Source organism: Arthrobacter sp. SD1074B (genome assembly GCF_056780195.1).
Genome location: NZ_JBRAZT010000001.1, coordinates 635,597 through 661,258, shown reverse-complemented (window position 1 = coordinate 661,258; position 25,662 = coordinate 635,597). Strand labels below are relative to the sequence as shown.

Annotated in this window: 12 protein-coding genes and 3 rRNA genes; 3 read left to right on the top strand and 12 right to left on the bottom strand. The window is 64.9% G+C overall.

Going from position 1 to position 25,662, the window contains the following annotated elements; translation table 11 throughout:
* Window position 1 precedes the first annotated feature (1 nt).
* The 3 genes from ACUYM2_RS03260 to ACUYM2_RS03250 form a co-directional block, all read right to left on the bottom strand.
* Window positions 2-970, bottom strand: coding sequence for a sugar ABC transporter permease (locus tag ACUYM2_RS03260; RefSeq protein ID WP_481598771.1), 969 nt, complete (start codon window positions 968-970; stop codon window positions 2-4).
* Window positions 967-2,619, bottom strand: a complete 1,653-nt coding sequence (locus ACUYM2_RS03255; protein ID WP_481598770.1) for an ABC transporter permease subunit — start codon at window positions 2,617-2,619, stop codon at window positions 967-969. The genes ACUYM2_RS03260 and ACUYM2_RS03255 overlap by 4 nt, the downstream gene beginning before the upstream one ends.
* A 123-nt stretch (window positions 2,620-2,742) precedes the next feature.
* Entirely contained in the window at window positions 2,743-4,047 is a 1,305-nt protein-coding gene (locus ACUYM2_RS03250) for a sugar ABC transporter substrate-binding protein (protein WP_481598769.1), read from the bottom strand.
* Between the two features lie 321 nt (window positions 4,048-4,368).
* Here ACUYM2_RS03250 and ACUYM2_RS03245 point away from each other — a divergent pair, with 321 nt between their 5' ends.
* Together ACUYM2_RS03245 and ACUYM2_RS03240 are read left to right on the top strand one after the other, a co-directional pair.
* On the top strand, window positions 4,369-6,114 hold the full coding sequence (locus tag ACUYM2_RS03245) for a glycoside hydrolase family 13 protein (protein WP_481598768.1): 1,746 nt from the start codon (window positions 4,369-4,371) through the stop codon (window positions 6,112-6,114).
* A gap of 2 nt (window positions 6,115-6,116) precedes the next feature.
* Entirely contained in the window at window positions 6,117-7,148 is a 1,032-nt protein-coding gene (locus tag ACUYM2_RS03240; RefSeq protein ID WP_481598767.1) for a LacI family DNA-binding transcriptional regulator, read from the top strand.
* A 197-nt stretch (window positions 7,149-7,345) separates the two neighbouring features.
* Here ACUYM2_RS03240 and ACUYM2_RS03235 read toward each other — a convergent pair whose 3' ends face one another.
* The 7 genes from ACUYM2_RS03235 to ACUYM2_RS03205 form a co-directional block, all read right to left on the bottom strand.
* On the bottom strand, window positions 7,346-7,834 hold the full coding sequence (locus ACUYM2_RS03235; protein ID WP_481598766.1) for an SRPBCC domain-containing protein: 489 nt from the start codon (window positions 7,832-7,834) through the stop codon (window positions 7,346-7,348).
* A gap of 558 nt (window positions 7,835-8,392) precedes the next feature.
* Window positions 8,393-8,509 (bottom strand): 5S ribosomal RNA (rrf, locus tag ACUYM2_RS03230).
* Between the two features lie 249 nt (window positions 8,510-8,758).
* Window positions 8,759-11,892 (bottom strand): 23S ribosomal RNA (locus ACUYM2_RS03225).
* Between the two features lie 519 nt (window positions 11,893-12,411).
* A 16S ribosomal RNA gene (locus ACUYM2_RS03220) occupies window positions 12,412-13,936 on the bottom strand.
* Together the 16S, 23S and 5S rRNA genes form the textbook arrangement of a ribosomal RNA operon.
* 545 nt (window positions 13,937-14,481) lie before the next feature.
* A complete protein-coding gene (locus ACUYM2_RS03215) occupies window positions 14,482-18,162 on the bottom strand; it encodes a 1,4-alpha-glucan branching enzyme (protein WP_481598765.1) in 3,681 nt (1,226 codons plus the stop codon).
* Between the two features lies 1 nt (window position 18,163).
* Complete coding sequence (gene treS / locus ACUYM2_RS03210; protein ID WP_481598764.1) at window positions 18,164-19,960, bottom strand: maltose alpha-D-glucosyltransferase; 1,797 nt, start codon at window positions 19,958-19,960, stop codon at window positions 18,164-18,166.
* Window positions 19,957-22,038: an alpha-1,4-glucan--maltose-1-phosphate maltosyltransferase gene (locus ACUYM2_RS03205; protein ID WP_481598763.1), complete on the bottom strand. Its 2,082-nt coding sequence runs from the start codon at window positions 22,036-22,038 to the stop codon at window positions 19,957-19,959. The genes treS and ACUYM2_RS03205 overlap by 4 nt, the downstream gene beginning before the upstream one ends.
* 140 nt (window positions 22,039-22,178) lie before the next feature.
* On the opposite strand from ACUYM2_RS03205, the gene glgP reads away from it, so the two are divergent.
* Window positions 22,179-24,797, top strand: a complete 2,619-nt coding sequence (glgP, locus tag ACUYM2_RS03200) for an alpha-glucan family phosphorylase (protein ID WP_481598762.1) — start codon at window positions 22,179-22,181, stop codon at window positions 24,795-24,797.
* Between the two features lie 24 nt (window positions 24,798-24,821).
* On the opposite strand, the gene ACUYM2_RS03195 is transcribed toward glgP, so the two are convergent.
* Both ACUYM2_RS03195 and ACUYM2_RS03190 read right to left on the bottom strand, forming a co-directional pair.
* On the bottom strand, window positions 24,822-25,178 hold the full coding sequence (locus ACUYM2_RS03195; RefSeq protein ID WP_481598761.1) for a barstar family protein: 357 nt from the start codon (window positions 25,176-25,178) through the stop codon (window positions 24,822-24,824).
* Window positions 25,179-25,184: 6 nt separating this feature from the next.
* Window positions 25,185-25,646, bottom strand: a complete 462-nt coding sequence (locus ACUYM2_RS03190) for a guanyl-specific ribonuclease (protein WP_481598760.1) — start codon at window positions 25,644-25,646, stop codon at window positions 25,185-25,187.
* Between the last annotated feature and the right edge of the window lie 16 nt (window positions 25,647-25,662).

Below are 25,662 nucleotides of genomic sequence, written 5' to 3'. Positions count from 1 at the left end.
CCTAACCCTTCACCGATCCCGCCGTGAGGCCGCTGACGATGTAGCGCTGCAGGAACAGGAACAGGGCCATCACCGGAATGGCGGAGATGACCGCGCCGGCGGCAAAGACGCCCCAGTTTTCGGAGCGCTGCTGCGCCACGAAGGAATAGAGCCCGACGGCGAGGGTCTGGCTGTCCGGGTCCGTGAGCACCACACTGGCGATCACGAACTCGCCGGAGATGCCGATGAAGGACAGCAGGCCCACGACGGCCAGGATCGGCGTGACCAGGCGCATGATGATGCCGAAGAAGATCTGCGTGTGGCTGGCGCCGTCGATCTTGGCGGCCTCGTCCAGGGACTGCGGCACGGTGTTGAAGAAGCCGTACATCAGGTAGGTGTTCACGCCCAGGGCGCCGCCGAGGTAGACCATGATCAGGCCCAGCTGGCTGCCCAGGCCCAGCGCGGGGATGACCTCGGAGATGCCGCTGAGCAGCAGGAAGATGGCCACCACGGCCAGCAGCTGCGGAAACATCTGCAGCAGGAGCAGGCTCAGCAGCCCGATCCGGCGGCCCTTGAAGCGCATCCGGGAAAAGGCGTACGCCGCCATCGCCCCCAAGAACACCGTGGCCGCGGAGGTCACGCCGCCCACCACCATGGTGTTCAAAAACCATTGGGCAAAGGGCCGCGAGGGCATGTCGAACAGGGCCGTGAAGTTGCCGAAGTCGATCTTGCTGAACAGCGCGTTGGAGCCCACCAGGGTGCCGGTGGAATTCAGGGCCGCGGAAAGCACGTAGAGCAGCGGGAAGACCGCGAAGATCGTCACGGTGACGCCCACCAGGTGGCGCCAGCCCTTGTCCTTGAACCAGACCCCGAAAGGACGCCGGCGATGCAGCGACTTGAGGTAGTCGACGTCGGTGGTGGCTGCGGTGGTGCCGGTGCCCTGTTCGGCGTCGTCCGCCCGTGCGGCGGTGCGCGATGCTGACCCGTTCATGAGTTCACGTCCTCGAGTGCTTTGGTCTGCTTGAAACTGATGGCCGCGACGGTAGCCACGATGATGAAGATGATGATCGCCAGCGCGCTGGCGAGGCCGTAGTCACGGCCGGTGCCCTGCCCGAACGCCACCTTGTACACCAGGGTGATCAGGATGTCGGTGGCTCCGATGTCCCGGTTCGTGTCGGCGAAGCGGGGCCCGCCGCCGGTGAGCATGAAGATCACGTTGAAGTTGTTGAAGTTGAAGGCGAAGGAAGAGATCAGCAGCGGCGCGATCGACACCAGCAGCAGCGGCAGCTTGATGGAGCGGAACACCCGCCACGGACCGGCGCCGTCCATCCGGGCGGCCTCGTCCAGTTCCGAGGGCAGCGACTGCAGGGCCCCGGTACAGACCAGGAACATGTATGGGAAGCCGAGCCAGAGGTTGACCACCAGGACGCTGATCTTGGCCAGGACCGGGTCGGTGAGCCAGCCGATCGATGCGCCGCCGAGCAGGGTCTGGTTGAGCCAGCCGAACTCGGGGTTGAGGATGCCGGACCAGACCAGGCCGGTGAGGAAGGCCGGGAAGGCGTAGGGCAGGATCATCAGGATCCGGTATACCTTCTTGCCTTTCAGGTCCTCACGGTTGAAGGTGATGGCCAGGAACAGCCCGAGAGCGAAGGTCAGCGCCACCGAGGCCACGGCGAAGGTGAAGGTCCAGAGGATGACGCCGAGCAGCGGGCCGCGCAGGCTGGGATCGGTGAAGGCGCGCGCGAAGTTTTCCATGCCGACGTCGATCTTCCAGCCGGTGGAGAGGGTCTCGCCGTTGTCCGCCGCGAAGGCGCCCTTGCCGTTGTCGCGGTAGACGGAGCCGGTGGCGGTGTCCGTGAAGGTGTCCGCGGCGGCGTCGTACTTCAGCGAAGGCTTGAACTGGTAGGCGTTGCTGCCGTCTGCGGTGCGCAGGGTGCCGTCCGCCGGGTTGGCGGAGACCGGGACGGTGATGTCCAGGATGCTCTGCTGGTTGGCGACGATTTCCTGGAAGTTCAGGGTCCGGTAGCCGTCCAGGGCGTTGGCCTTGCCGGTGGAGTCCTTGCCGGCCGCGGCCACTTCCTCCAACGGCTTCTCGGTGCTGCCGAGGGAGACTTTGCCTTGCGGGTCGGTGAAGAGCAGGTAGAAGGAGTTGTCCTTGGCGAGAACGGCGGCCTTGTAGGCCGGTGAGTCGGGGACGCGCTTCTGCGCGGTGAGCTGGATGGCGGCGATCGCGTCATCCTTGGTGCTGTTGTGGCCGTCGCCGTAGTTGGTGAAGGCGATGTAGCCGCTGAACATGACCACGAAGACCTGGAAGACCAGCAGGAACAGCACGCCGGGGGCCAGGTACTTGGCGGGCAGGCCGCCCTTGCGGAGGTAGATCCAGTTGATCGTGAGCACGACGGCGGCGGAGACTCCCAGCGCCAGCCAGGACTGGCTCAGGAAGAGCATCATCAGGACGTAGACGGCAAGGGCGTCCACGAGGCCCAGCAGCACGATCTTGGCGATGGTCCCCTTTGTGCCCTCCGGGCCGGACCGGCGTCGGCGGACACTGCTGGCCTGCCGGCCGGGGATTGTGGGGGCGGTGTCCGGGGCGGACGACGCTGCGGGGTCTGTGTCCTCGCGGAGTTCGGTTTCTGACATGGCTGTCTACAGTCCTTGGGAGAAGCTGGGGTGATGCAGGAACGGGCCGGGCGGCTTGGCGGCCGCCCGGCCCGGTGCTGCCGGTTCCCGGCGCTTGGCAAGCGTCAGGAACCGGCGCGGGGACTAACCCTTGATTTTGCTCTTGATGCTGGCTGCCATCTTGGCCCAGTCAGCGGCCGGGTCGCCCTGGCCCTTGATCAGGGCGAGCTCGGTGGCTCCCCAGTCAGCCCAGACCGCGCTCATTTCCGGGATGGCCGGCATCGGGACGCCGGTGGCGCCGATCTTGCCGAACGCGGCCACAACCGGGTCGCTCGCGGCCTTGTCGAAGGATGCCTTCAGTGCCGGCGGGCGGCCGCCGGCCTTGTACATGGAGTCCTGGGCCGCCTCGGAGGTGAGGTAGTTGGTGACGAACTCGTTGGTGGCCAGGGCGTTGGCGCTCTTGGCGCTGATGAAGAAGCCGTTGACGCCAATGAACGGCTGGGCCGGCTTGTCACCGGCGGCCGGCAGCTCGTCAACGGCGAACTTGATGCCCTTTTTCTGCACGTCCGGAACGTTCCACGGACCGGTCAGGTAGTAGGGGGACTCGCCGGCGAGGAACTTCTCCTTGGCGATATCACCGGTGATGTTGGAGTTGATGATCTTCTCGCCCTTGTCACCCCAGGCGGCCAGCTTCTTCGCGAACTCGACGCCGGCGGCGTCACCGATCAGGAGCTGCTTCGGGTCGTAGCCGCCGTCGGCAGCCTTGCCGAAGACCTGCGAACCCATGGAGGACTGCAGCGGGTACAGGTGGTACGGGTCGCCCTGCTTCGGGTCCATGCCGACCAGGAACGGGAACTTGGCCTTGCCGTCGGCGACGGCCTTCTTGCCGTTGGCGATGACCTCGTCCATGGTCTTGGCCGCGTCCGGCACGATCGCCGTGTTGCGCAGCAGCGCGATGTTCTCGATTGCGTAGGGGACACCGTAGACGGAGCCGTTAAAGGTCATGGCCTTGATCGAGGACTCCTGGAAGGCGTCCTTCTTGTCGCCCAGCTCAACCGGCGCGATCACGCCGTTCTGGACAAACTTGCCTACCCAGTCGTGCGGGCCGACGATGAGGTCCGGGCCCTTGCCGGTGGGGACCTGGGTGATGAAGTCGTCGCGGACGGCGGCGAAGTCCTTAACGACGAGCTTGACGTCGATTCCGGTGTCCGCCTTGAACTTCGCGGTGATGTCCTTCAGGGCGGGCGAGCGCTCGGCGTCGACCCACATGGTGATCGTGCCGGCGCCGCCGGACTTGAGGTCCGGCTTCGCGGTGGCCGTGGCCGGGGCCGGGCCGGTGGCTGCTGCCCCGCCGCACGCGCTGAGCGCCAGCGCGGCAACGACGGAAATCGCACCGGCCGTGAATACCCGGCGGCTGGTTCCGGTTGTGAGGGTGTTCTGCACCTTCATTGGTGTCCCTTTCATAAAATCCTGCATCCACGCAGAGGGCTTTTCGGAAGATTCCTGGCCCGGTGGCATCATCGGTGATGTGGCTCACAGCTGCAAGCGCTTCCAAGGTACACGGTGCTGGACGCTTTGAAAAGTCATCTTGGTGGCGTGTCGCGGGGGTGATGGCCGGGCAGGAAACCCGAAAGACACCGGCAGGAGGCCAACTGGCGCGGAACCTTCGTGTCCGTCCTGCGGATTCTCTGGCGCCTCTCCGGACGGCTCAAAAAACTTATCGGCTGGAAGCGTTTTCAATTTTCCTGTCGGGGACTTACGATTACCGGCATGTCCGTTGATTCAGTACTCACAGCCCCCGCCGCACTGAGCGGCCCGCTGACCCTGGTGCACGCCGCAGATGACACCCCTGGCTGGTGGCGCTCGGCCGTGATCTACCAGGTGTACCCGCGCTCGTTCCGGGACCTTAACGGCGACGGCGTCGGCGATCTTGCCGGCATCACCGCCGAACTCCCCCAGCTCGCCGAGCTGGAGATCGACGCAGTCTGGCTCTCGCCGTTCTACCGATCCCCACAGCGCGACGCCGGCTACGACGTCAGCGACTACTGCGACGTAGATCCCTTGTTTGGAACCCTGGCAGACTTCGACGCCATGATGGCCGAGGCAACGCGCCTTGGGCTGCGGGTGATCGTGGATCTGGTGCCGAACCACTGCTCGGACCAGCACGCCGCATTCCAGGCGGCGCTGGCCGCTCCCGCGGGCAGTCCGGAGCGGGACATGTTCATCTTCCGCGACGGCCGCGGCTACTTCGGCGAGGAACCGCCGAACAACTGGCAGTCACACTTCGGCGGGCCGGCCTGGACCCGCATCACCGAACCTGACGGCAACCCGGGCCAGTGGTACTTGCACCTCTTCGACACGTCCCAGCCCGACTTCAACTGGGACAACGACGCCGTCCACGCCGAATTCGAGGGTGTCCTGCGGTTCTGGCTGGACCGCGGCGTCTCCGGCTTCCGCGTCGACGTGGCCCACGCCCTCGTCAAGGCACCCGGCCTGCCCGAATGGGGCGGCCGGGCCGACGGCAACAGCTCGCACGGCTTCCCCGGCCACGAAGCCCCGATGTTCGGCCAGCCGGCCCTGCACGACATCTACCGGTCCTGGCGCCGCATCCTGGCCGAGTACGGCCCCGACCGCATCCTTTGCGCGGAAGCCAACGTGGACCCGCTCCCCCGGCTGGCCGACTGGGTCCGCCCGGACGAGATGCACCAGGCCTTCAACTTCCCCTACCTGCACACGGGCCTGGACGTGCACCGGATGCGCGGCGTCATTACCGAGTCGCTGACCGCGCTGGACGCCGTCGGTGCGCCGAGCACGTGGGTGCTGTCCAACCATGACGTCGTCCGGCATGCCACCCGCTTTGGCTACAACGGTCCGGCGCCCCGCGACGGCGACGGCATCGGCCCGGCCGACGCGCAGCCGGACGAGGAGCTCGGCCGCTCCCGGGCCGCAGCGGCGTCCATGTTCATGCTGGGCCTGCCCGGCGGCGCGTACCTCTACCAGGGTGAGGAGCTCGGCCTGCCCGACGGAATCGACATTCCGGACGGCCAGCGCCAGGACCCCACCTTCGGGCGGACCGGGGGCGAGCGTCTGGGGCGGGACGGCTGCCGCGTGCCCCTGCCGTGGCGGTCCGGCGAGCCCCACGCGGGCTTCGGCTCGGGCGCGGATCCCTGGCTGCCGCAGCCGGCGAGCTTCGCCGGCCTGGCCCGCGACGCGCAGGCCGCGTCGCCGTCGTCGCATCTGTCCCTGTACCGGCGGATGCTGGCGCTCCGGCGCGAGCTCAGCCTCGGCCAGGGCTCCCTCACCTGGCTGGAGAACTGGTGCACGGACACCTCGCTGGCGTACCTCAACGGCACCACCGCGGTGCTGCTGAACGTCGGGCCGGAGCCGCTTGAACTGCCCGCCGGACAGGTGCTGCTGCGCAGCTCCGTGTCAGCGGAACCGGATGACGACGCCCATCGGTTAAGCTCAGGTGAAACTGTTTGGCTGGAGATCTACATCGAGGACACGGAGAGCTGAAAATGCCCGGCATCAAGGACGTCGCGGAACGGGCCGGCCTCTCCATCGCCACCGTTTCGCGCGCCTTGAGCGGCAAGGGCAATGTCTCGGCCCAGAGCCGCGAACGGGCCCAGGCGGCCGCCGCGGAACTCGGCTTCGTGCTGTCCTACCACGCCTCCAGCCTGGCGTCCGGACGGAACCACAACGTCGGAGTCGTGGTTCCGTCCGTGCACCGCTGGTTCTTCTCCTCGGTGGTGGAGGGCGTCTCCGCGACCCTGCTCGACGCCGGCTACGACCTCACGCTGTACAACGTCAGCGAAGGGGAGGAACGCCGGCACAGCGTGCTCAATGACTTCCTGCTGCGCAAGCGGGTGGACGCGGTCATTGCGGTCTCGTTGGAGCTCAGCGAGGCGGAGATCCAGCAACTGCTCGCCATCCACCGCCCCATCGTGGGCATTGGCGGGCCCCTGCCGGGGGCCTCGACAATCCGGATCAACGACTCGGGCATCGCGGAGGCGGCCGCCCGGCACCTGATCCAGCTCGGCCACAGCAGGATTGCCCATATGACCGGCGACGCCGCGTATGAGAAGGACTTCCGGCTCCCGGGTACACGCCAAGGCGGGTTCACCAAGGCCATGCGCGACGCCGGCCTCGCCATCCACCCGGAATGGCTGGTCTCCGCGGACTTCACCATCCAGGGCGCCTATGCCAGTTCACGGCAGCTGCTGGGCAGTTCCCCGGAGCGCCCGACCGCTGTCTTCGCGGCCTCGGATGAGATGGCGATCGGGACGATCCTCGCTGCCCGCGACTTCGGGCTCAGGGTGCCAGAGGACCTGTCCGTCATCGGCATCGACGGCCACGAACTCGGCGAGCTGTTCGGCCTCACCACCATCGACCAGGACCCGCGGGGCCAGGGCGCCATGGCCGTGCGGCGCTTGCTCGCCGGGCTCGACGGCGGCGCCGACACTGCGGCGGCCGACACGGAGTACCCGACCCGGTTCGTGATCCGCTCAAGCACGGCAGTTCCTCCGGCCGACGCCGCGTCACAGCGCTAATCCTGCCAGGCCCTTGGGCGGCGGTGTACACCGACGCTGTCCAAGCGTCGCTTCATTCCCGACCGCTACGTTCCGGCCCAGTTGTTCGCTGCCTGCTGGGCCCGGGCGGCGCCCCGCTGCCCGGAAACCGGCAGAAGGATGCGGGCACGGGTGGCTACGCATCCCAAGTACTGGGCAGGAGCGCGATCTGCGGGGACTCAGGCTTCCGGGCCGCCCATGAAGCGGACGAACCGCTGCAGTACGCCGGGCCAGTCCGCCTCGTAGCTCGCTCGCGCCGCTGCCGGGTCCTGGGCCCCCTCCCAGCCGCTGTGTACCAGCCGGAGTTCAGTGCCGCCGTCCACGGCCCGGAAGGCGACCCGCAGTTCGGTGGACCACAGGGCCTGCGTGCCGGGGTGCCAACTTGCGTGGAAGGACAGTGGTGGCTGCCAGTCATCGATGGAACCCCAGACGGCGGTCCTGCCGTCGTCAGCGGTTTCCAGAATGAGGTTTTCCTCGAACTCGACGTAGGAGCCGGGACCGAAGACGCTGTGGCCCTCGAGCGGCCACCAGAGGTGCGTGTGTTCGGTGAACCCTACGAAGGCCCTCGCGACGGCGCCGGGGACGACGACGGTACACACGACCGGCTCCAGGCCGCCGGCCGGCTCGGGATCCGGGGTTGCCGCGGCGTGGCTGAAGAGGTTATCCATGGGCATCAACTCTACTGCGTGCACCCTCTCCCCCGACGCTCCCGCAGACGTGGCACGCCCCTGACCGACGCTCCCGAAGACGTGGCACGCCCCTGACCGACGCTCCCGCAGACGTGGCACGCCCCTGACCGACGCTCCCGCACTTTTGACCGGCTTTAGCGCGACGCTCCGGCAATTGCTGCGTGCCGGCGGCGGCAGCCATCGTCTGCAGGGCCCGTGCAGGAGTCTTGGTCTCCGGCAGCGCTCCTTGATCGGATGCCGTTTCTGCGGGAGCGTCGCGATGATGGGTACCGGTGCTGCGGGGGGGGTTCTCGTTTTAGCAGCCTCTTGTGCGGGAGGGTCCGTCGGATACGCGCCGGTTGTGCGGGAGGGTCCGTCGGATACGCGCCGGTTGTGCGGGAGGGTCCGTCGGATACGCGCCGGTTGTGCGGGAGGGTCCGTCGGATACGCGCCGGTTGTGCGGGAGGGTCCGGTGTTTCATCCCAACGGCAGTGTGGTTTGGGGGTTAAAGGGGGAGAGCCTCCAACCTGGTGGTTGGAGGCTCTCGACCTAATGGTTGTCCGGCGGTGACCTACTCTCCCACACCCTCCCGGGTGCAGTACCATCGGCGCTGTGGGTCTTAGCTTCCGGGTTCGGAATGGGACCGGGCGTTTCCCCCACGCTATGACCGCCGTAACCCTGTGTCCGCGCCCTGGTCCGGCCCGTGTAAGGGGCGTTTCCGGGGTGGGAAATCTGGTGGTTACAACATGTTCGCTGCACTTGGTGGTGCAGTTGTGGTGTTGTTATTCAGTTGTGGGTTTCCGTGCAACGTGCCCGTGGCGGGTTTGTTGGTTGGGAACCACATAGTGGACGCAAGCAGTCTTGTTTCTTTGTACTTCTCCGGTGGTGTGAACGTCTTTTGAATCCGTTCACGCGGGGAAGTGTGTGGTGTAAGTTATCGGCCTATTAGTACCGGTCAGCTTCACGAGTCGTTAGTCCTCGCTTCCACATCCGGCCTATCAACCCAGTGGTCTGGCTGGGGGCCTCTCACACACAAGGTGTATGGAAATCTCATCTCGAAGCGAGCTTCCCGCTTAGATGCTTTCAGCGGTTATCCCATCCGAACGTAGCTAATCAGCGGTGCACTTGGCAGTACAACTGACACACCAGAGGTTCGTCCGTCCCGGTCCTCTCGTACTAAGGACAGCCCTTCTCAAATTTCCTGCGCGCGCAGCGGATAGGGACCGAACTGTCTCACGACGTTCTAAACCCAGCTCGCGTACCGCTTTAATGGGCGAACAGCCCAACCCTTGGGACCTACTCCAGCCCCAGGATGCGACGAGCCGACATCGAGGTGCCAAACCATGCCGTCGATATGGACTCTTGGGCAAGATCAGCCTGTTATCCCCGAGGTACCTTTTATCCGTTGAGCGACGGCCATTCCACAATGTACCGCCGGATCACTAGTCCCGACTTTCGTCCCTGCTCGAGATGTCTCTCTCACAGTCAAGCTCCCTTGTGCACTTACACTCGACACCTGATTGCCAACCAGGCTGAGGGAACCTTTGGGCGCCTCCGTTACTTTTTAGGAGGCAACCGCCCCAGTTAAACTACCCATCAGGCACTGTCCCTGACCCGGATTACGGGCCGAAGTTAGATGTCCAAAGTGACCAGAGTGGTATTTCAACGATGACTCCACCCGAACTGGCGTCCGGGCTTCAACGTCTCCCACCTATCCTACACAAGCCACTCCGAACACCAATACCAAACTATAGTAAAGGTCTCGGGGTCTTTCCGTCCTGCTGCGCGTAACGAGCATCTTTACTCGTACTGCAATTTCGCCGAGTTTATGGTTGAGACAGCGGGGAAGTCGTTACTCCATTCGTGCAGGTCGGAACTTACCCGACAAGGAATTTCGCTACCTTAGGATGGTTATAGTTACCACCGCCGTTTACTGGGGCTTAAATTCTCAGCTTCGCCTTGCGGCTAACCGGTCCTCTTAACCTTCCAGCACCGGGCAGGAGTCAGTCCGTATACATCGTCTTGCGACTTCGCACGGACCTGTGTTTTTAGTAAACAGTCGCTTCCCCCTGGTCTCTGCGGCCCCTGCACGCTCCGGACAGCTAGTGTCCATCACGATGGGGGCCCCCCTTCTCCCGAAGTTACGGGGGCATTTTGCCGAGTTCCTTAACCATAATTCTCTCGATCGCCTTAGTATTCTCTACCTGATCACCTGTGTCGGTTTGGGGTACGGGCGGCTAAAACCTCGCGTCGATGCTTTTCTAGGCAGCATAGGATCACCGAATCCCCCCATACGGGGGTCCCGTCGGGTCTCAGGCATCATGAACGGCGGATTTGCCTACCGTTCGCCCTACATCCTTAGACCGGGACAACCATCGCCCGGCTCGGCTACCTTCCTGCGTCACACCTGTTAATACGCTTGCCTCCCAGGATCAGGTCCCGCGCTCCACCAAAACCCTCACACCACAAGGGTGATCGGGCAGGTCTCGGGCGGTTAGTATCCCCTGTTCAGCATGGGCGGTTTTTCGCCGGTACGGGAATATCAACCCGTTGTCCATCGACTACGCCTGTCGGCCTCGCCTTAGGTCCCGACTTACCCAGGGCAGATTAGCTTGACCCTGGAACCCTTGATCATTCGGCGGACGGGTTTCTCACCCGTCTTTCGCTACTCATGCCTGCATTCTCACTCGTGTAGGCTCCACCGCTGGTTTACACCGCGACTTCACTGCCCACACGACGCTCCCCTACCCATCCAGACGCCTGAACCACAAGGGCTTAGCTAATATCTGAATGCCACAACTTCGGCGGTGTACTTGAGCCCCGCTACATTGTCGGCGCGGAATCACTTGACCAGTGAGCTATTACGCACTCTTTTAAGGATGGCTGCTTCTAAGCCAACCTCCTGGTTGTCTTCGCAACTCCACATCCTTTCCCACTTAGCACACGCTTAGGGGCCTTAGTTGGTGGTCTGGGCTGTTTCCCTCTCGACTATGAAGCTTATCCCCCACAGTCTCACTGCTGCGCTCTCACTTACCGGCATTCGGAGTTTGGCTGACGTCAGTAACCTTGTAGGGCCCATTAGCCATCCAGTAGCTCTACCTCCGGTAAGAAACACGCAACGCTGCACCTAAATGCATTTCGGGGAGAACCAGCTATCACGAAGTTTGATTGGCCTTTCACCCCTACCCACAGCTCATCCCCTCCATTTTCAACTGAAGTGGGTTCGGTCCTCCACGACGTCTTACCGTCGCTTCAACCTGGCCATGGGTAGATCACTTCGCTTCGGGTCTAGATCACGCCACTGCAACGCCCTGTTCAGACTCGCTTTCGCTACGGCTTCCCCACACGGGTTAACCTCGCGACGTAACACTAACTCGCAGGCTCATTCTTCAAAAGGCACGCCGTCACAACTACACAGCAAGCTGCGGTTGCTCCGACGGATTGTAAGCACACGGTTTCAGGTACTGTTTCACTCCCCTCCCGGGGTACTTTTCACCTTTCCCTCACGGTACTGGTCCGCTATCGGTCATTAGGGAGTATTTAGGCTTATCAGGTGGTCCTGACAGATTCGCACGGGATTTCTCGGGCCCCGTGCTACTTGGGATACTTCCCAGGCGGCACACTACATTTCGGTTACGGGGCTCACACCCTCTCTGGCCGGCCTTTCAAGACCGTTCACCTATGCACATGCTCTCACCCCACTGTCCCGGCAGAGACAGAACGGAAAGTCCCACAACCCCGACCATGCAACGCCCGCCGGCTATCACACATGGAACGGTTTAGCCTGATCCGCGTTCGCTCGCCACTACTAACGGAATCACTATTGTTTTCTCTTCCTGCGGGTACTGAGATGTTTCACTTCCCCGCGTTCCCTCCACGCACCCTATGTGTTCAGATGCGGGTCACCAGATCACTCGCGCGTCTGGCGGGGTTTCCCCATTCGGACACCCTGGGATCACAGTCCGGTTATCGACTCCCCCAGGCTTATCGCAGATTCCTACGTCCTTCTTCGGCTCCTAATGCCAAGGCATCCACCGTGTGCTCTTAAAAACTTGACCACAAAAGATCAAGGAGTAATTTTCGAGAAAACCACGGAAACCACACCATCACCACAACAACACCCAAACAGGGCACCACCGCAGCAACAGCACAGATCCAGGTTCATATTTCTTGGAAATTGCTTCTTATAAAAGATGCTCGCGTCCACTATGTAGTTCTCAAACAACAACCCCATACCACACACCCCACACACCCGGACCCCCGAAAGGACCCACCAGTGCATGTTCGCTGCAGCCGGGAAACCAGAAACACAAGTCCCGGGAACTTTTCAATCCCCGGTCCTGTTGCCTCAGGACCCAACAGTGTGCCAAACACTAAACCGCCTCCGCCCCGCCCCCGCCGTTCCAGGACACTCAAGAGCATCCGTACTGGGCAAGAACAAAACCATGCGGCCGCTATTTGCTGATATTCCACCCGTGAGCACCCGCCGCAGAACAAACGCCTGCGCAACGGGCATACTCCTGACAACACCACCACACCCGCATACACGGGGCAGGGTTGCTGTAGGTGCTCCTTAGAAAGGAGGTGATCCAGCCGCACCTTCCGGTACGGCTACCTTGTTACGACTTAGTCCCAATCGCCAGTCCCACCTTCGACAGCTCCCTCCCACAAGGGGTTAGGCCACCGGCTTCGGGTGTTACCAACTTTCGTGACTTGACGGGCGGTGTGTACAAGGCCCGGGAACGTATTCACCGCAGCGTTGCTGATCTGCGATTACTAGCGACTCCGACTTCATGGGGTCGAGTTGCAGACCCCAATCCGAACTGAGACCGGCTTTTTGGGATTAGCTCCACCTCACAGTATCGCAACCCTTTGTACCGGCCATTGTAGCATGCGTGAAGCCCAAGACATAAGGGGCATGATGATTTGACGTCGTCCCCACCTTCCTCCGAGTTGACCCCGGCAGTCTCCCATGAGTCCCCGCCATTACGCGCTGGCAACATGGAACGAGGGTTGCGCTCGTTGCGGGACTTAACCCAACATCTCACGACACGAGCTGACGACAACCATGCACCACCTGTGAACCGGCCCCAAAGGGGAAGGACTGTTTCCAGCCCGGTCCGGTCCATGTCAAGCCTTGGTAAGGTTCTTCGCGTTGCATCGAATTAATCCGCATGCTCCGCCGCTTGTGCGGGCCCCCGTCAATTCCTTTGAGTTTTAGCCTTGCGGCCGTACTCCCCAGGCGGGGCACTTAATGCGTTAGCTACGGCGCGGAAAACGTGGAATGTCCCCCACACCTAGTGCCCAACGTTTACGGCATGGACTACCAGGGTATCTAATCCTGTTCGCTCCCCATGCTTTCGCTCCTCAGCGTCAGTTAATGCCCAGAGACCTGCCTTCGCCATCGGTGTTCCTCCTGATATCTGCGCATTTCACCGCTACACCAGGAATTCCAGTCTCCCCTACATCACTCTAGTCTGCCCGTACCCACCGCAGATCCGGAGTTGAGCCCCGGACTTTCACGGCAGACGCGACAAACCGCCTACGAGCTCTTTACGCCCAATAATTCCGGATAACGCTTGCGCCCTACGTATTACCGCGGCTGCTGGCACGTAGTTAGCCGGCGCTTCTTCTGCAGGTACCGTCACTTTCGCTTCTTCCCTACTGAAAGAGGTTTACAACCCGAAGGCCGTCATCCCTCACGCGGCGTCGCTGCATCAGGCTTGCGCCCATTGTGCAATATTCCCCACTGCTGCCTCCCGTAGGAGTCTGGGCCGTGTCTCAGTCCCAGTGTGGCCGGTCACCCTCTCAGGCCGGCTACCCGTCGTCGCCTTGGTGAGCCATTACCTCACCAACAAGCTGATAGGCCGCGAGTCCATCCAAAACCACAATAAAGCTTTCCACCCCCCACCATGCGATGAGGAGTCATATCCGGTATTAGACCCAGTTTCCCAGGCTTATCCCAGAGTTAAGGGCAGGTTACTCACGTGTTACTCACCCGTTCGCCACTAATCCCCCAGCAAGCTGGGATCATCGTTCGACTTGCATGTGTTAAGCACGCCGCCAGCGTTCATCCTGAGCCAGGATCAAACTCTCCGTTGAAGAAAAACAGACACAACCAGGCACCACGGGAAAACGCGTAACCAGGCTGCACAAAATTTGAAACCAGCTAAAAACACCGAACCCAACCACGGGGTGGCAGATCCGGCACAATCAACCAATTCAATACAAAATTGGTATCAACAAACTTGGCACACTATTGAGTTCTCAAACAACAGACACACCCGGCACCACCCAAACCCAACGGTCCAGGATCGCTCCGGAGCAACTTTTCAAACTTACCCGCGTGCTTCACCCTAGTCAAATCAGCGTGTCCGACTCAGTCTTGCCATAGGCTTCTTGGTCTTCTTAGCGGATCAACTCCGGGGAGCAGCGCGGAAATAAACTGTACCACCACTCGGCCCGGGTGACAAAGCCGCCCCCTGGATGGCCTCCTGCGGCGCCGGGCTGCGTACCTGCGCCCCAGCCCTGCCGGGCCGGAAGCGGGCATGAAAAAGCCCGGAACCACAAGGATTCCGGGCCCTTCCAGAGAGCTGTCTTCCAGACACGCGCCTTCATGACAGCGTCAGCCGGCTGGCTGCACCTACTTAGCTGACGGCCTTGAAGTACGCGACCCCCAGCGGAGGCAGCGTCACGGTGAGCGTTGCGGGCTGGCCGTCAACACCTTCATCGGCTGCCGTCAGGGTTCCTTCGTTCAGGACGCCGGAGCCCCCGTAGGCGGCAGCGTCCGTGTTCAGGAGTTCCTGCCACTGCCCTGCAGCCGGGACGCCCAGGGCGAAGTCACGGTGCGGAGCGCCCGAGAAGTTCAAGGCACACACCAGCGCGTCGCCGGCGGCGTCCCTGCGGATGAACGTCAGCACGTTCCGGTCCGCGTCGCCGCCGTTGATCCACTGGAAGCCGTCGGGGTCGTTGTCCCGTTCGTACAGGGCCGGCGTGGAGCTGTACAGCTCATTCAGGTCCTTGGTCAGGAGCTGCACACCCCGGTGCGCGGGGATCTCGGCGAGCCACCAGTCCAGGCCATGCTGCTCGGACCACTCCGCTTCCTGGCCAAACTCGGTGCCCATGAAGATCAGCTGCTTGCCCGGGTGGGCCCACTGGTACCCCAGGAACGCCCGCAGGTTCGCGAGCTGCTGCCAGCGGTCGCCGGGCATCTTGCGCAGCATCGAGCCCTTGCCGTGCACAACCTCGTCGTGGCTGATTGGCAGCAGGAAGTTCTCCGTGTAGGCGTAAACCATCGAGAACGTGATGGTGCCGTGGTGCCATTTCCGGTTGAACGGGTCCTCGGCCATGTACTTGAGCGAGTCGTGCATCCAGCCCATGTTCCATTTGATCCCGAAGCCCAGGCCGCCCTGACTGGTGGGGGCGGTGACGCCGGGAAACGCCGTGGATTCCTCGGCGATCATGACCGCACCGGGGTGCGTCTTGTAGACCGTTGCGTTGACTTCCTGCAGGAAGGAGATCGCTTCGAGGTTTTCGCGGCCGCCAAAGCGGTTCGGCTGCCACTGGCCTTCCTCGCGGGAGTAGTCCAGGTAGAGCATCGAGGCCACGGCGTCGACGCGGAGACCGTCAATATGGAACTCCTCCAGCCAGTAGAGAGCATTGGCAACCAGGAAGTTGCGGACCTCGCTCCGGCCGAAGTCGAAGATCAGGGTGCCCCAGTCCGGGTGTTCGCCCAGGTTCGGATCGGAGTGCTCGTACAGCGGATCGCCGTCGAACTTCGCCAGCGCCCACGCGTCCTTGGGGAAGTGCGCCGGGACCCAGTCCAGCAGCACGCCGATGCCCGCCTGGTGCAGTTCGTCCACAAGGTGCCGGAACTCGTCCGGGTGCCCAAAGCGCGAGGTGGGCGCGAAGTAGGACGTGACCTGGTAGCCCCAGGACCCGCCGAAGGGGTGTTCGGCGACGGGCATGAACTCCACGTGCGTGAAGCCGAGCCACTTCACGTACTCCACGAGTTCCTTGGCGAGCTCGCGGTAGTCCAGCCCGACCCGCCAGGAACCCAGGTGGACTTCGTAGACGCTCATCGGGGAGTTGTGCGGGTCGCGGGCCGCGCGGGCCTTCATCCACTCCTCGTCCTTGAACGCGTAGGAAGGCTCCACCACGCGGGAAGCCGTCAGCGGCGGAACTTCGGTGCCGAAGGCGAGCGGATCGGCCTTCTCGATCCAGTGGCCGTACTTGGTCTTGATCTCGAACTTGTAGCACGCCCCTGCTACAACAGCGGGGATGAACAGCTCCCACACGCCCGAGGAGCCCAGGGATCGCATGGCGAATTCCCGCCCGTCCCAGCCGTTGAAGTCGCCCTTGACCCGCACGGCCTGGGCGTTCGGGGCCCACACCGCGAAGGACACGCCGTCAACGTCGCCCAGGGCGGACTTGTAGTGCTGGACGTGCGCGCCCAGCACATCCCAGAGGCGCTCGTGGCGCCCTTCGCCGATCAGGTGCAGGTCGATCTCCCCCACCGTCGGCAGGTAACGGTAGGGCTCGTCGGCCTGCTGCGGCGCCTGGCCCTCGTAGGTGACTTCGAGCCGGTAGTCCGGCACGTGCCCTTCGTCCACGGGCTCCAGGACGGCTACCCAGACGCCGCCCGATTCGTGCGACATCGGGAAGCTGCCTGCAGCGGTGACCACGGACACGGCTTCCGCGAGGTGCTTCACGGTCCGGATGGTGACGTGGCCGTAGTCATCGAGGTGGGCACCCAGGACCGAGTGCGGCGCGTGGTGCTCTCCGGCGGCGACCCGCGCAAGGGTCTCCGCATCCACGGGAAGCGGGACGCCGGGTCGATCGGTACGTGCTGAGCCTGTCATTTTGTTACCTTCCGCTGCGGCTTCGGCGGGAACGCCGGAGCCTGTACTGCCGAGGAGACGACGGGACGCATTCACCGGGATGGCGAGCCAATCCGGCCTGTTCCGTAGTTCGTAAACAACTTCGTATAGAGCCTTGTCGAGCCACAGCGCCACAAACAGGGGCGAGTCACGGTCGATGGTGCCGGGCGTGACTTCCGCGTACCCGGCCAGGAAGGCCTCGGCGCAGTCATCCACCCAGTCCGCGGGCACAACGGCGTCGTCGTATTCGCGGACAGCGGCGCCGGCGGCGTAGTCAAAGGACCGCAGCATGCCGACGACGTCGCGGAGCGGCACGTCCGGGAAGTTGCGTTCCGAGATCGGCCGCAGCGGCTCGCCCTCGAAGTCGAGGATGGCCCAGCGCGCCGGCTGTCCGGCGGCGCCGGGGACCTGCAGGATCTGGCCGAGGTGCAGGTCGCCGTGGATGCGCTGCAGCCGGCCTGCGTTGCTGCCTTCCAGCCGCGAGAGGAGTTCTTCCAGCTCGTCGTCGAAGGGCCCGACGGCGGCTCCGGCCTCTGCCCACGACTGCCGGACCCGCTGGGCGACGCCCGGCGCGATGTCACCGCCGGGCACGGACTCCGCTGCGGTGCCGAGCGCCTCGGCGAGGCGGCGGTGCACGGTGGCCGTCGCAACGCCCAACGTCCGGGCCTCGGCGGTGAAGTCGGTACCGGTGCTGGCCGCGTCCACGGCCAGGCGCCAGGCGTCCAAGCCGCCGGCGAGGAATTCGTGCGCGACGGCGAGCTCGCCGCGGGCGGTCGCGGCACCGTCGGGGCCGGACCATTCGCCGGTGACCCAGCCGAGGGTGGCCGGGACCTCGGTGGTGCGGCCGGCGGTCAGGGCGGCGCCGATCTCGACCTCGGGGTTCTGCCCCGCGGACAGCACCCGGAAGAATTTGAGGATCGCCGCGGAGGCGCCGTCGTCGACGATGACGGAACTGTTGGACTGCTCGCCGGAGAGCATCCGGACCTTGCCGGTGGCGAAGGGCAACCGGTAATCCGAGTCCACGAGGTGGCCGGCGGCCGTGCCGTCGGTGGTGGCCGCCCGCTCGCGCATGAGTTCCAGCCAGGCCGCGATGAAGGCGGGGTCTTGGACGCCGTCGTAGATCCAGCCGTGGGCGGAGTCCGTGCCGTCCGCGGCGACCTCCCCGAGCAAGGCTGCCCCGGCGCCCGCCAGCGGCAGGGTGCGGGAGCTCAGCGGCACCTGCACGACGTCGGTGCGGTTGCCGTCCGCCGTCGGGTACGTCACCGCCAGGAGCAGGACTTCAAGCATCGCGCCGTTCTCCTGCAACCCGGCTTCCGGGCCGCCGCCGAGGCGGACCCGGCCGACCGGTTCGAAGCTGAAGTGCGCGCTCTTGACAGGAAACCAGCGCTGGCGCGGCAGCCAGCTGCGGAGCAGGGCGTCCAGTGCGGGGGAGAGGGTGGGTCGGGTCATTTCAGCCTTCGATGGACAGGATAGGCATCGCCTGGGTGTGGGGCGAGGCCGGGTTGGATGCGGCCGATCGGATCCGCAGCCAGAAGAAGTCGTGGCTGCCGAGCGTGAGGGTCAGCGTGCCGTCGTCGGAGATTCCCGGGAAGGGCTGGCCGCCGAAGACATCGCGGAGCCCGCGGCCAGCGTACTGCGGCACCCTCAGCGTGGTGGCCACCGGGTGCTGGGACAGGTTGAACGCGCACAGGATGGTCTCCGGTTCCTCCCCGGCGGCGTTGCCCGCGGGCAGGTCGCGCAGGTAGGACAGGACGACGTCGTGGTCCGCTTCGACGTGCTGGAACGACCCGAGCCCAAAGGCGGGGTGGTTCCTGCGGACGCTGAGAATCTGACGGGTCCAGCGCAACAGCGAGCCGGAGTGGGCCGCCTCTGCTTCCACATTGGCCATGCTGTAGTTGTAGACCAGCGACTGGATCACCGGGAGGTAGAGCTTGCCCGGGTCGGCGTTGGAGAAGCCGGCGTTGCGGTCCGGGTTCCATTGCATCGGGGTGCGGACCGCGTCGCGGTCCTCGAGCCAGATGTTGTCGCCCATGCCGATCTCGTCGCCGTAGTACAGGAACGGGCTTCCCGGCAGGGAGAGCAGCAGCGCGTTGATCAGTTCGATCTCGGAGCGGGAGTTGTCCAGCAGCGGGGCCAGCCGGCGGCGGATGCCGATGTTGGCGCGCATGCGGGGGTCCGGGGCGTACCAGCCAAGCATCGCGGCGCGCTCGTCGGCGGTGACCATTTCCAGGGTCAGCTCGTCATGGTTGCGCAGGAAGGTGCCCCACTGGGCGCCCTCGGGAATGTCCGGGGTGTCCTTCATCGTCTCGATGATGGGCGCGGCTTTCTGGTCCCGCAGCGCGTAGTACAGCCGCGGCATGATCGGGAAGTGGAAGGCCATGTGGCATTCCGGTTCCTCTTCGGTGCCGAAGTACTCCACCACTTCGGCCGGCGGCTGGTTGGCTTCGGCGATGATGACCCGGCCGGGGTAGCTTTCGTCCACCATCCGGCGCAGCTGGCGCAGGAATTCGTGGGTCGCCGGCAGGTTCTCGCAGTTGGTCCCCTCCTCCTCGAAGAGGTAGGGAATGGCATCGGCCCGGAAGCCGTCGATGCCCTGGTCCAGCCAGAACCGCACGACGTCGAAGAGGGCGTCGATCACCTTGGGGTTCTCGAAGTTCAGGTCCGGCTGGTGGCTGAAGAAACGGTGCCAGAAGAACTGGCGTCGGATCGGGTCGAAGGTCCAGTTGGATTCCTCGGTGTCCACGAAGATGATGCGCGCGTCCTGGTACTTTTCGTCCGTGTCGCTCCACACGTAGAAGTCGCCGAAGGGTCCGTCCGGATCCTTGCGCGACTCCTGGAACCAGGGGTGCTGGTCCGAGGTGTGGTTCAGCGGCAGGTCGATGATGACCCGGACGCCGCGCGCGTGGGCCTCCGCGACGAGCCGCTTGAAGTCGCTGATCGTGCCGAATTCATCCAGCACCGAGTTGTAGTCCGAGATGTCGTAACCGCCGTCCCGCAGCGGGGACTGGAAGAAGGGCGGCAGCCAGAGGCAGTCGACGCCGAGCCACTGCAGGTAGTCCAGCTTCTCGATCAGGCCGTGGAAGTCACCGGACCCGTCGCCGTTGCCGTCGGCGAAACCACGCACCAGGACCTCGTAGAAGACCGCCTTCCGGTACCAGTGGGGATCGTGCTGGAGTCCGGGAGCGTTCAGTTCGAAAGTCCCCTTCGGGGTGAAGTGCTGGTTGGGGTTGCTCGGGCTGAAACTCACGGGCGCTGCCTCCGGATGCTCAGGATGTGGGCGGGTTCGACGTGTGCGTCAAGGCGTACGTAGTTGTACTCGCCCCACTCCCAGCTTTCGCCGGTCAGCAGGTCATCGACGATGAAGCGGCCGTTGTGCGTCAGGTCCTCCGGGTCCAGCTCCAGCGCCGCCAGGTCCAGCGTTACCGTGCTTTCCCGGATGCCGTGCGGATCCACGTTGACCACCATGATCAGGGTGTCCTTGCTGCCGTCCGGGAGGGTCTTGTGCTTGGAGTAGACCACGGTGGCGTTGTCCGTGCTCTGGTGCACCGTCAGGTTCTGCAGGTCGCCCAGGGCCGGGTGGGTGTGCCGGATCTCGTTGAGCCGGGTCAGGTGCGGGGCCAGGGTGCGGCCGGATTCCGCTGCGGCGTCCCAGTCGCGGGCCTTGTACTCGAACTTCTCGTTGTCGATGTACTCCTCCGCGCCCGGCCGGGCGACGTGCTCGTACAGCTCGTAGCCGGCATAGACGCCCCAGATGGGGCTGGCGGTGGCGGCCAGCGTGGCACGGATCTTGAACGCCGCCGGGCCGCCGTACTGCAGGTACTCGGTGAGGATGTCCGGGGTGTTGACGAAAAAGTTCGGCCGGAAGTAGGCCGGCGATTCGTGGCTGACCTCCTGGAAGTACTCCTCCAGCTCCTCCTTGGTGTTGCGCCAGGTGAAGTAGGTGTAGGACTGCTGGAACCCGGCCCGGCCCAGCGCGTGCATCATCGCCGGCCGGGTGAACGCTTCGGCGAGGAAGACGACCTCGGGGTTCTTCTTGTTGACCTTGGCGATCAGCCATTCCCAGAACCAGACGGGCTTGGTGTGCGGGTTGTCCACGCGGAAGATCTTGACGCCGTGGCTCACCCAGAGCTGGACGATCCGCAGGATCTCGTTGGACAGCCCGGCCGGGTCGTTGTCGAAGTTGAGCGGGAAGATGTCCTGGTACTTCTTCGGCGGGTTTTCTGCGTAGGCGATACTGCCGTCGACGCGGGTGGTGAACCATTCCGGGTGGCTCTGCACCCAGGGGTGGTCCGGGGCGGCCTGCAGCGCAAGGTCCAGGGCCACTTCCAGCCCCAGCTCGCCGGCGCGCGCCACGAAGGCGTCGAAGTCCTCAAAGGTGCCCAGGTCAGGGTGGATGGCGTCGTGGCCGCCTTCCTTCGCACCGATCGCCCACGGGGAGCCGGGGTCGTGCGGGCCGGCCAGCAGGGTGTTGTTCGGGCCCTTGCGGTGCTGGATGCCGATCGGGTGGATCGGCGGCATGTAAATGATGTCGAAGCCCATCGCGGCCACCGCGTCGAGTCGCTTGGCGGCGGTGCGGAACGTCCCGGAGGTCCACTCGCCGGTCTCGTGGTTGCGGACGGCGCCCTCGGAGCGCGGGAAGAACTCGTACCAGGCACCGCGGCCGGCGAGCTCGCGCTCCACCAACAGCGGATACGGCTCGGAAACGGTCACCAGTTCCCGGATCGGCTGGCGCGCGATGACGTCCGCGACGTCGGCGCTGAAGCCTGCGGCGAGGCGCTCCTCCGGGGTTTTAGAGCCGTCGGACAAGCCGACGACGGCGATCCGCAGGGTCCGCCGGTCGGTGGACGGACGGGTCGCGTCCTCGGAGGCCTCGGTCAGCAGGGCGGCGCCCTCGGCCAGCATCAGGTCGACGTCGATGCCTGCCTCGATCTTGACTTCGGCGTTGTGGTGCCAGGTGCCGTAGCGGTCGTGCCAGGCCTCGATCACAAATGACCACTTGCCGGTGCCGGAGGGCGTGAGGAGGCCTTCCCAGCGGTCGGTGCCTTTGCCGCGGTCCCCGCGCGGGGGGGCCAGCCGGACACGCTGCCGCTCTTTGCCCCGCGGGTCCAGGAGGACCGCGCTGACGCCGAGCATGTCGTGGCCTTCGCGGAAGGCGGTGGCGCCGACTACGATGCTCTCGCCCACTACGGCCTTGGCTGGGAATTTTCCGTCTTCAACCGCGGGCTGTACCGCGGTGATGGGAAACCTGCCGAATTTGAGGCCCTCCGTGATCAGGGCCTTCGGCTTTTGCTTGGACACGGCACTGGTTCGCGAGTTAGTCGTCACAGCCTCGACGTTATCTACAAATCGCACAGAATGCTAAGGCTGCTCACTTTTTTGGCCGAATCCTGGAGGCAATCCGACATTTACCGGAAAGAAACCCGAAGCTGTTCCGGGGCCCTGCGTTGTCCGTTAGTGTTTCGCAGGTGAAGGCTATCCGCAGATTTACCGTCCGAACTGTTCTTCCCGAATCGATCCGGCCCCTGGCGCGGCTCGCCACCAACCTGCGCTGGTCCTGGCACCTGCCGACCCGGGAGCTCTTCGAGCAGCTCAACCCGGCCGTCTGGGCCGAGAGCGCGCACGATCCGGTGACCTTCCTGGGCCTTGTCAGCAGGGAAGAACTGCAGCGCCTCGCCGCGGACCAGGACGTGGTGCGCCGCGTCCACGAGGCCGCCGATGACCTGGACCGGTACCTGGAACAGCCCCGCTGGTACCAGAGCCTCGGCGAGGAGGCACCGCGCTGCATCGCGTACTTCTCGCCCGAGTTCGGCATCACCGAGGTCCTCCCGCAATACTCCGGCGGACTCGGCATCCTGGCCGGCGACCATTTGAAGGCGGCCTCTGACCTCGGCGTTCCGCTGATCGGGGTCGGGTTGCTCTACCAGGCCGGCTACTTCAAGCAGTCCCTCTCCCGCGATGCCTGGCAGCAGGAGACCTATCCCGTCCTGGATCCCGACGGCCTGCCGCTGACCCTGCTCCGCGAGGCCTCGCCGGACGGCAACGGCCGTCCCATCCAGATTTCGCTGCCCCTCCCCCACGGCCGCCGCCTGCTGGCGCACGTGTGGCGGGCCGACGTCGGGCGTGTCCCGCTGCTGCTGCTGGACTCCAACGTGGCGGGCAACGACGACGCGGCGCGCGGCGTCACCGACCGTCTCTACGGCGGCGGCGGTGACCACCGGCTGCAGCAGGAGCTGCTGCTCGGGATGGGCGGCGTCAAGGCCCTGCGGGCCTTCCAGCGGCTGACCGGTGCCCCCGCGCCGGAGGTCTTCCACACCAACGAAGGCCACGCGGGGTTCCTGGGGGTCGAACGCATCCAGGAACTGATGTCCGGGGACACCCCGCTCAGCTGGGACGAAGCGCTGACCGCGGGCCGCGCCTCCACGGTGTTCACCACGCACACCCCGGTTCCGGCCGGCATCGACCGCTTCGAGACCTCGCAGATCGAGCACTTCTTCACCGCGGGCCTGGCCCCGGATGTCCCGACGTCCAAGGTCCTGGACCTGGGCCGGGAGGACTTTACCGACGGCAACCCGTTCGTCTTCAACATGGCGGTGATGGGGCTGCGGCTGGCCCAGCGTGCCAACGGCGTCGCGAAGCTGCATGGCGTTGTCTCCCGCGGCATGTTTTCGGCCCTCTGGCCCGGGTTCGACCATGCCGAGGTGCCCATCACCTCGGTCACCAACGGCGTCCACGTGCCCACCTGGGTGGATCCCCGGGTGTCCCAGCTGGCGCGCGAGCAGTTCGGCTCCGACGCCGAGACGGAGGGCCGCTGGGACCTGGCCTACAACGTCAGCGACGAAGCCCTCTGGGCGCTGCGGCGCGAGATGCGCGTCTCCCTCGTGGAGGACGTCCGACGCCGGCTCCGGGCCGCCTGGAAGAAGCGCGGCGCCGCGGACGCCGAACTGTCCTGGACCGACTCGGTGCTGGACCCGGACATCCTGACCATCGGCTTCGCCCGCCGGGTCCCGACCTACAAGCGCCTCACGCTGATGCTGCGCGATCCGGACCGGCTCAAGGCCCTGCTGCTGCACAAGACCCACCCGATCCAGCTGGTGATCGCGGGCAAGTCGCACCCCGCGGACGACGCCGGCAAGAAAATGATCCAGGACCTGGTCCGTTTCACCGACGACCCCGCGGTCCGGCACCGGATCGCGTTCCTGCCCAACTACGACATCGCCATGGCCCGGACCCTGTTCCCGGGCTGCGACGTGTGGCTCAACAACCCGCTCCGCCCGCTCGAGGCCTGCGGCACGTCGGGGATGAAGGCCGCGCTCAACGGCTCGCTCAACCTCTCGGTGCTGGACGGCTGGTGGGACGAAATGTACGACGGCGAGAACGGCTGGGCGATCCCGACGGCCAACAACGACGCGTCCTCGGAGGAACGCGACGACATCGAGGCCGCGGCCCTGTACGAACTCCTCGAAAACCAGGTGGCACCGAAGTTCTACGGCCTCACGGTCTCCGATGAAGCCGGCGCCGCCGGCCCCTCGCAGTCGCGGCCGCAGAAGGTTCCCACGCACTGGGTCTCGATGATCAAACACACCATGGCGCACCTGGGCCCGGCGGTGTCCGCGGACCGGATGCTGCGGGACTACGTCAACGTCCTCTACCGGCCGGCCGCGGTCGCCGGCCGGCACGCCTCGGCCAACAATTTTGCCGAGGCGAAGGCCCTCGCGGCCTGGTGTTCCCTGATCCGCGCCGCCTGGCCGCAGATCCAGGTGGAACACGTCGACTCTGTGGGGGTGTCCGAGGATCCGCAGATCGGCGACGACCTGCAAGTGAACGCCTACGTGGCGCTCCACTCCTTGTCGCCGGAGGATGTGTCGGTGGAGGTAGCCTTCGGCCGGGCAGAGGACAGCGACGAGCTGACCGACGTCACCGTGGCCGAGCTGAAGTCCGTGGAGGACCTGGGCAAGGGCCGGTACCTTTTCAGCGGGACCCTGGTGATCGACCGGTCCGGCTCCTTCGGCTACACCGTCCGGGTGCTGCCCAAGCACGAGGGGCTGGCGTCAAAGGCCGAACTGGGCCTGATCGTCAACGCCTGAGCTGGAGCGCGGGCCGCGGGCCCGTCAGAGGCAGACCGTGATGACGTTGAGGTCCTTGCCCGCGTAGCGTTCGGCGTCCTGCAGGATTTCGCAGATGATGCCGAAGGCGCGGTCGCCGCGGAAGACGGCCGGGACCTGCCAGATGACGGTGACCGGCAGCTGCCCGTTGTCACTGACGGCGTCGGCGAAGTCGTGCAGTGAATCGTTGAGGGCGTCCATGTTCACGCCGTAGTGCTCGGGGAAGTCCAGGGCCTCGCCGAAGGTCTGCAGCACGGCCTTCTTGGAGTCCGCGGCGGGGATGACGAGGGCCCGTCGGCCGGCGTCGTGGACCTGTGCCTGCAGTTCCTCAAGCGTCCAGGTGTCAGCGGAGAAAATCTTCATGGTTCCCTACTTGCCTTCGACGATAAATTTGAACGACTCGTAGTGGTCCGCGGTGTAGTACTTTTCGCCGGCGGCACCCGCCACGATCCGGCGCGCTCCCCGGTCCGACTCTCCCGGCGTCCGGACGGTGAATTCCCGGTAATACCCGGAGGTTTTGCGCGGGAGAATCCGCTCGAAATTCCCGAACGTGACGTTGTCCCGGGAATACGGGTAGGGCCCGCCGCGGGCAATCAGCGCCAGCGTCTGCCGCGCCTCAGGCGGCAGGCTGGAAGCCTTGATTTCCGGCAATCGGGAAGGATTCGCGACGCCCGACGCCATGGCCGGGGAGGCGGCGGCGCTGCGGGACGGGGCCGCCCGGCCGTCAGCCGGCGGCGCAGTCCCGGTTTGCGGGATGCCCGCCAGCACGAACGCCAGCACCACCAGGCCCAGCAGCACGGCGAGCAGTGCGGGCAGCTGTCGGGTCTTCATTCGTAGTTTCCCCATG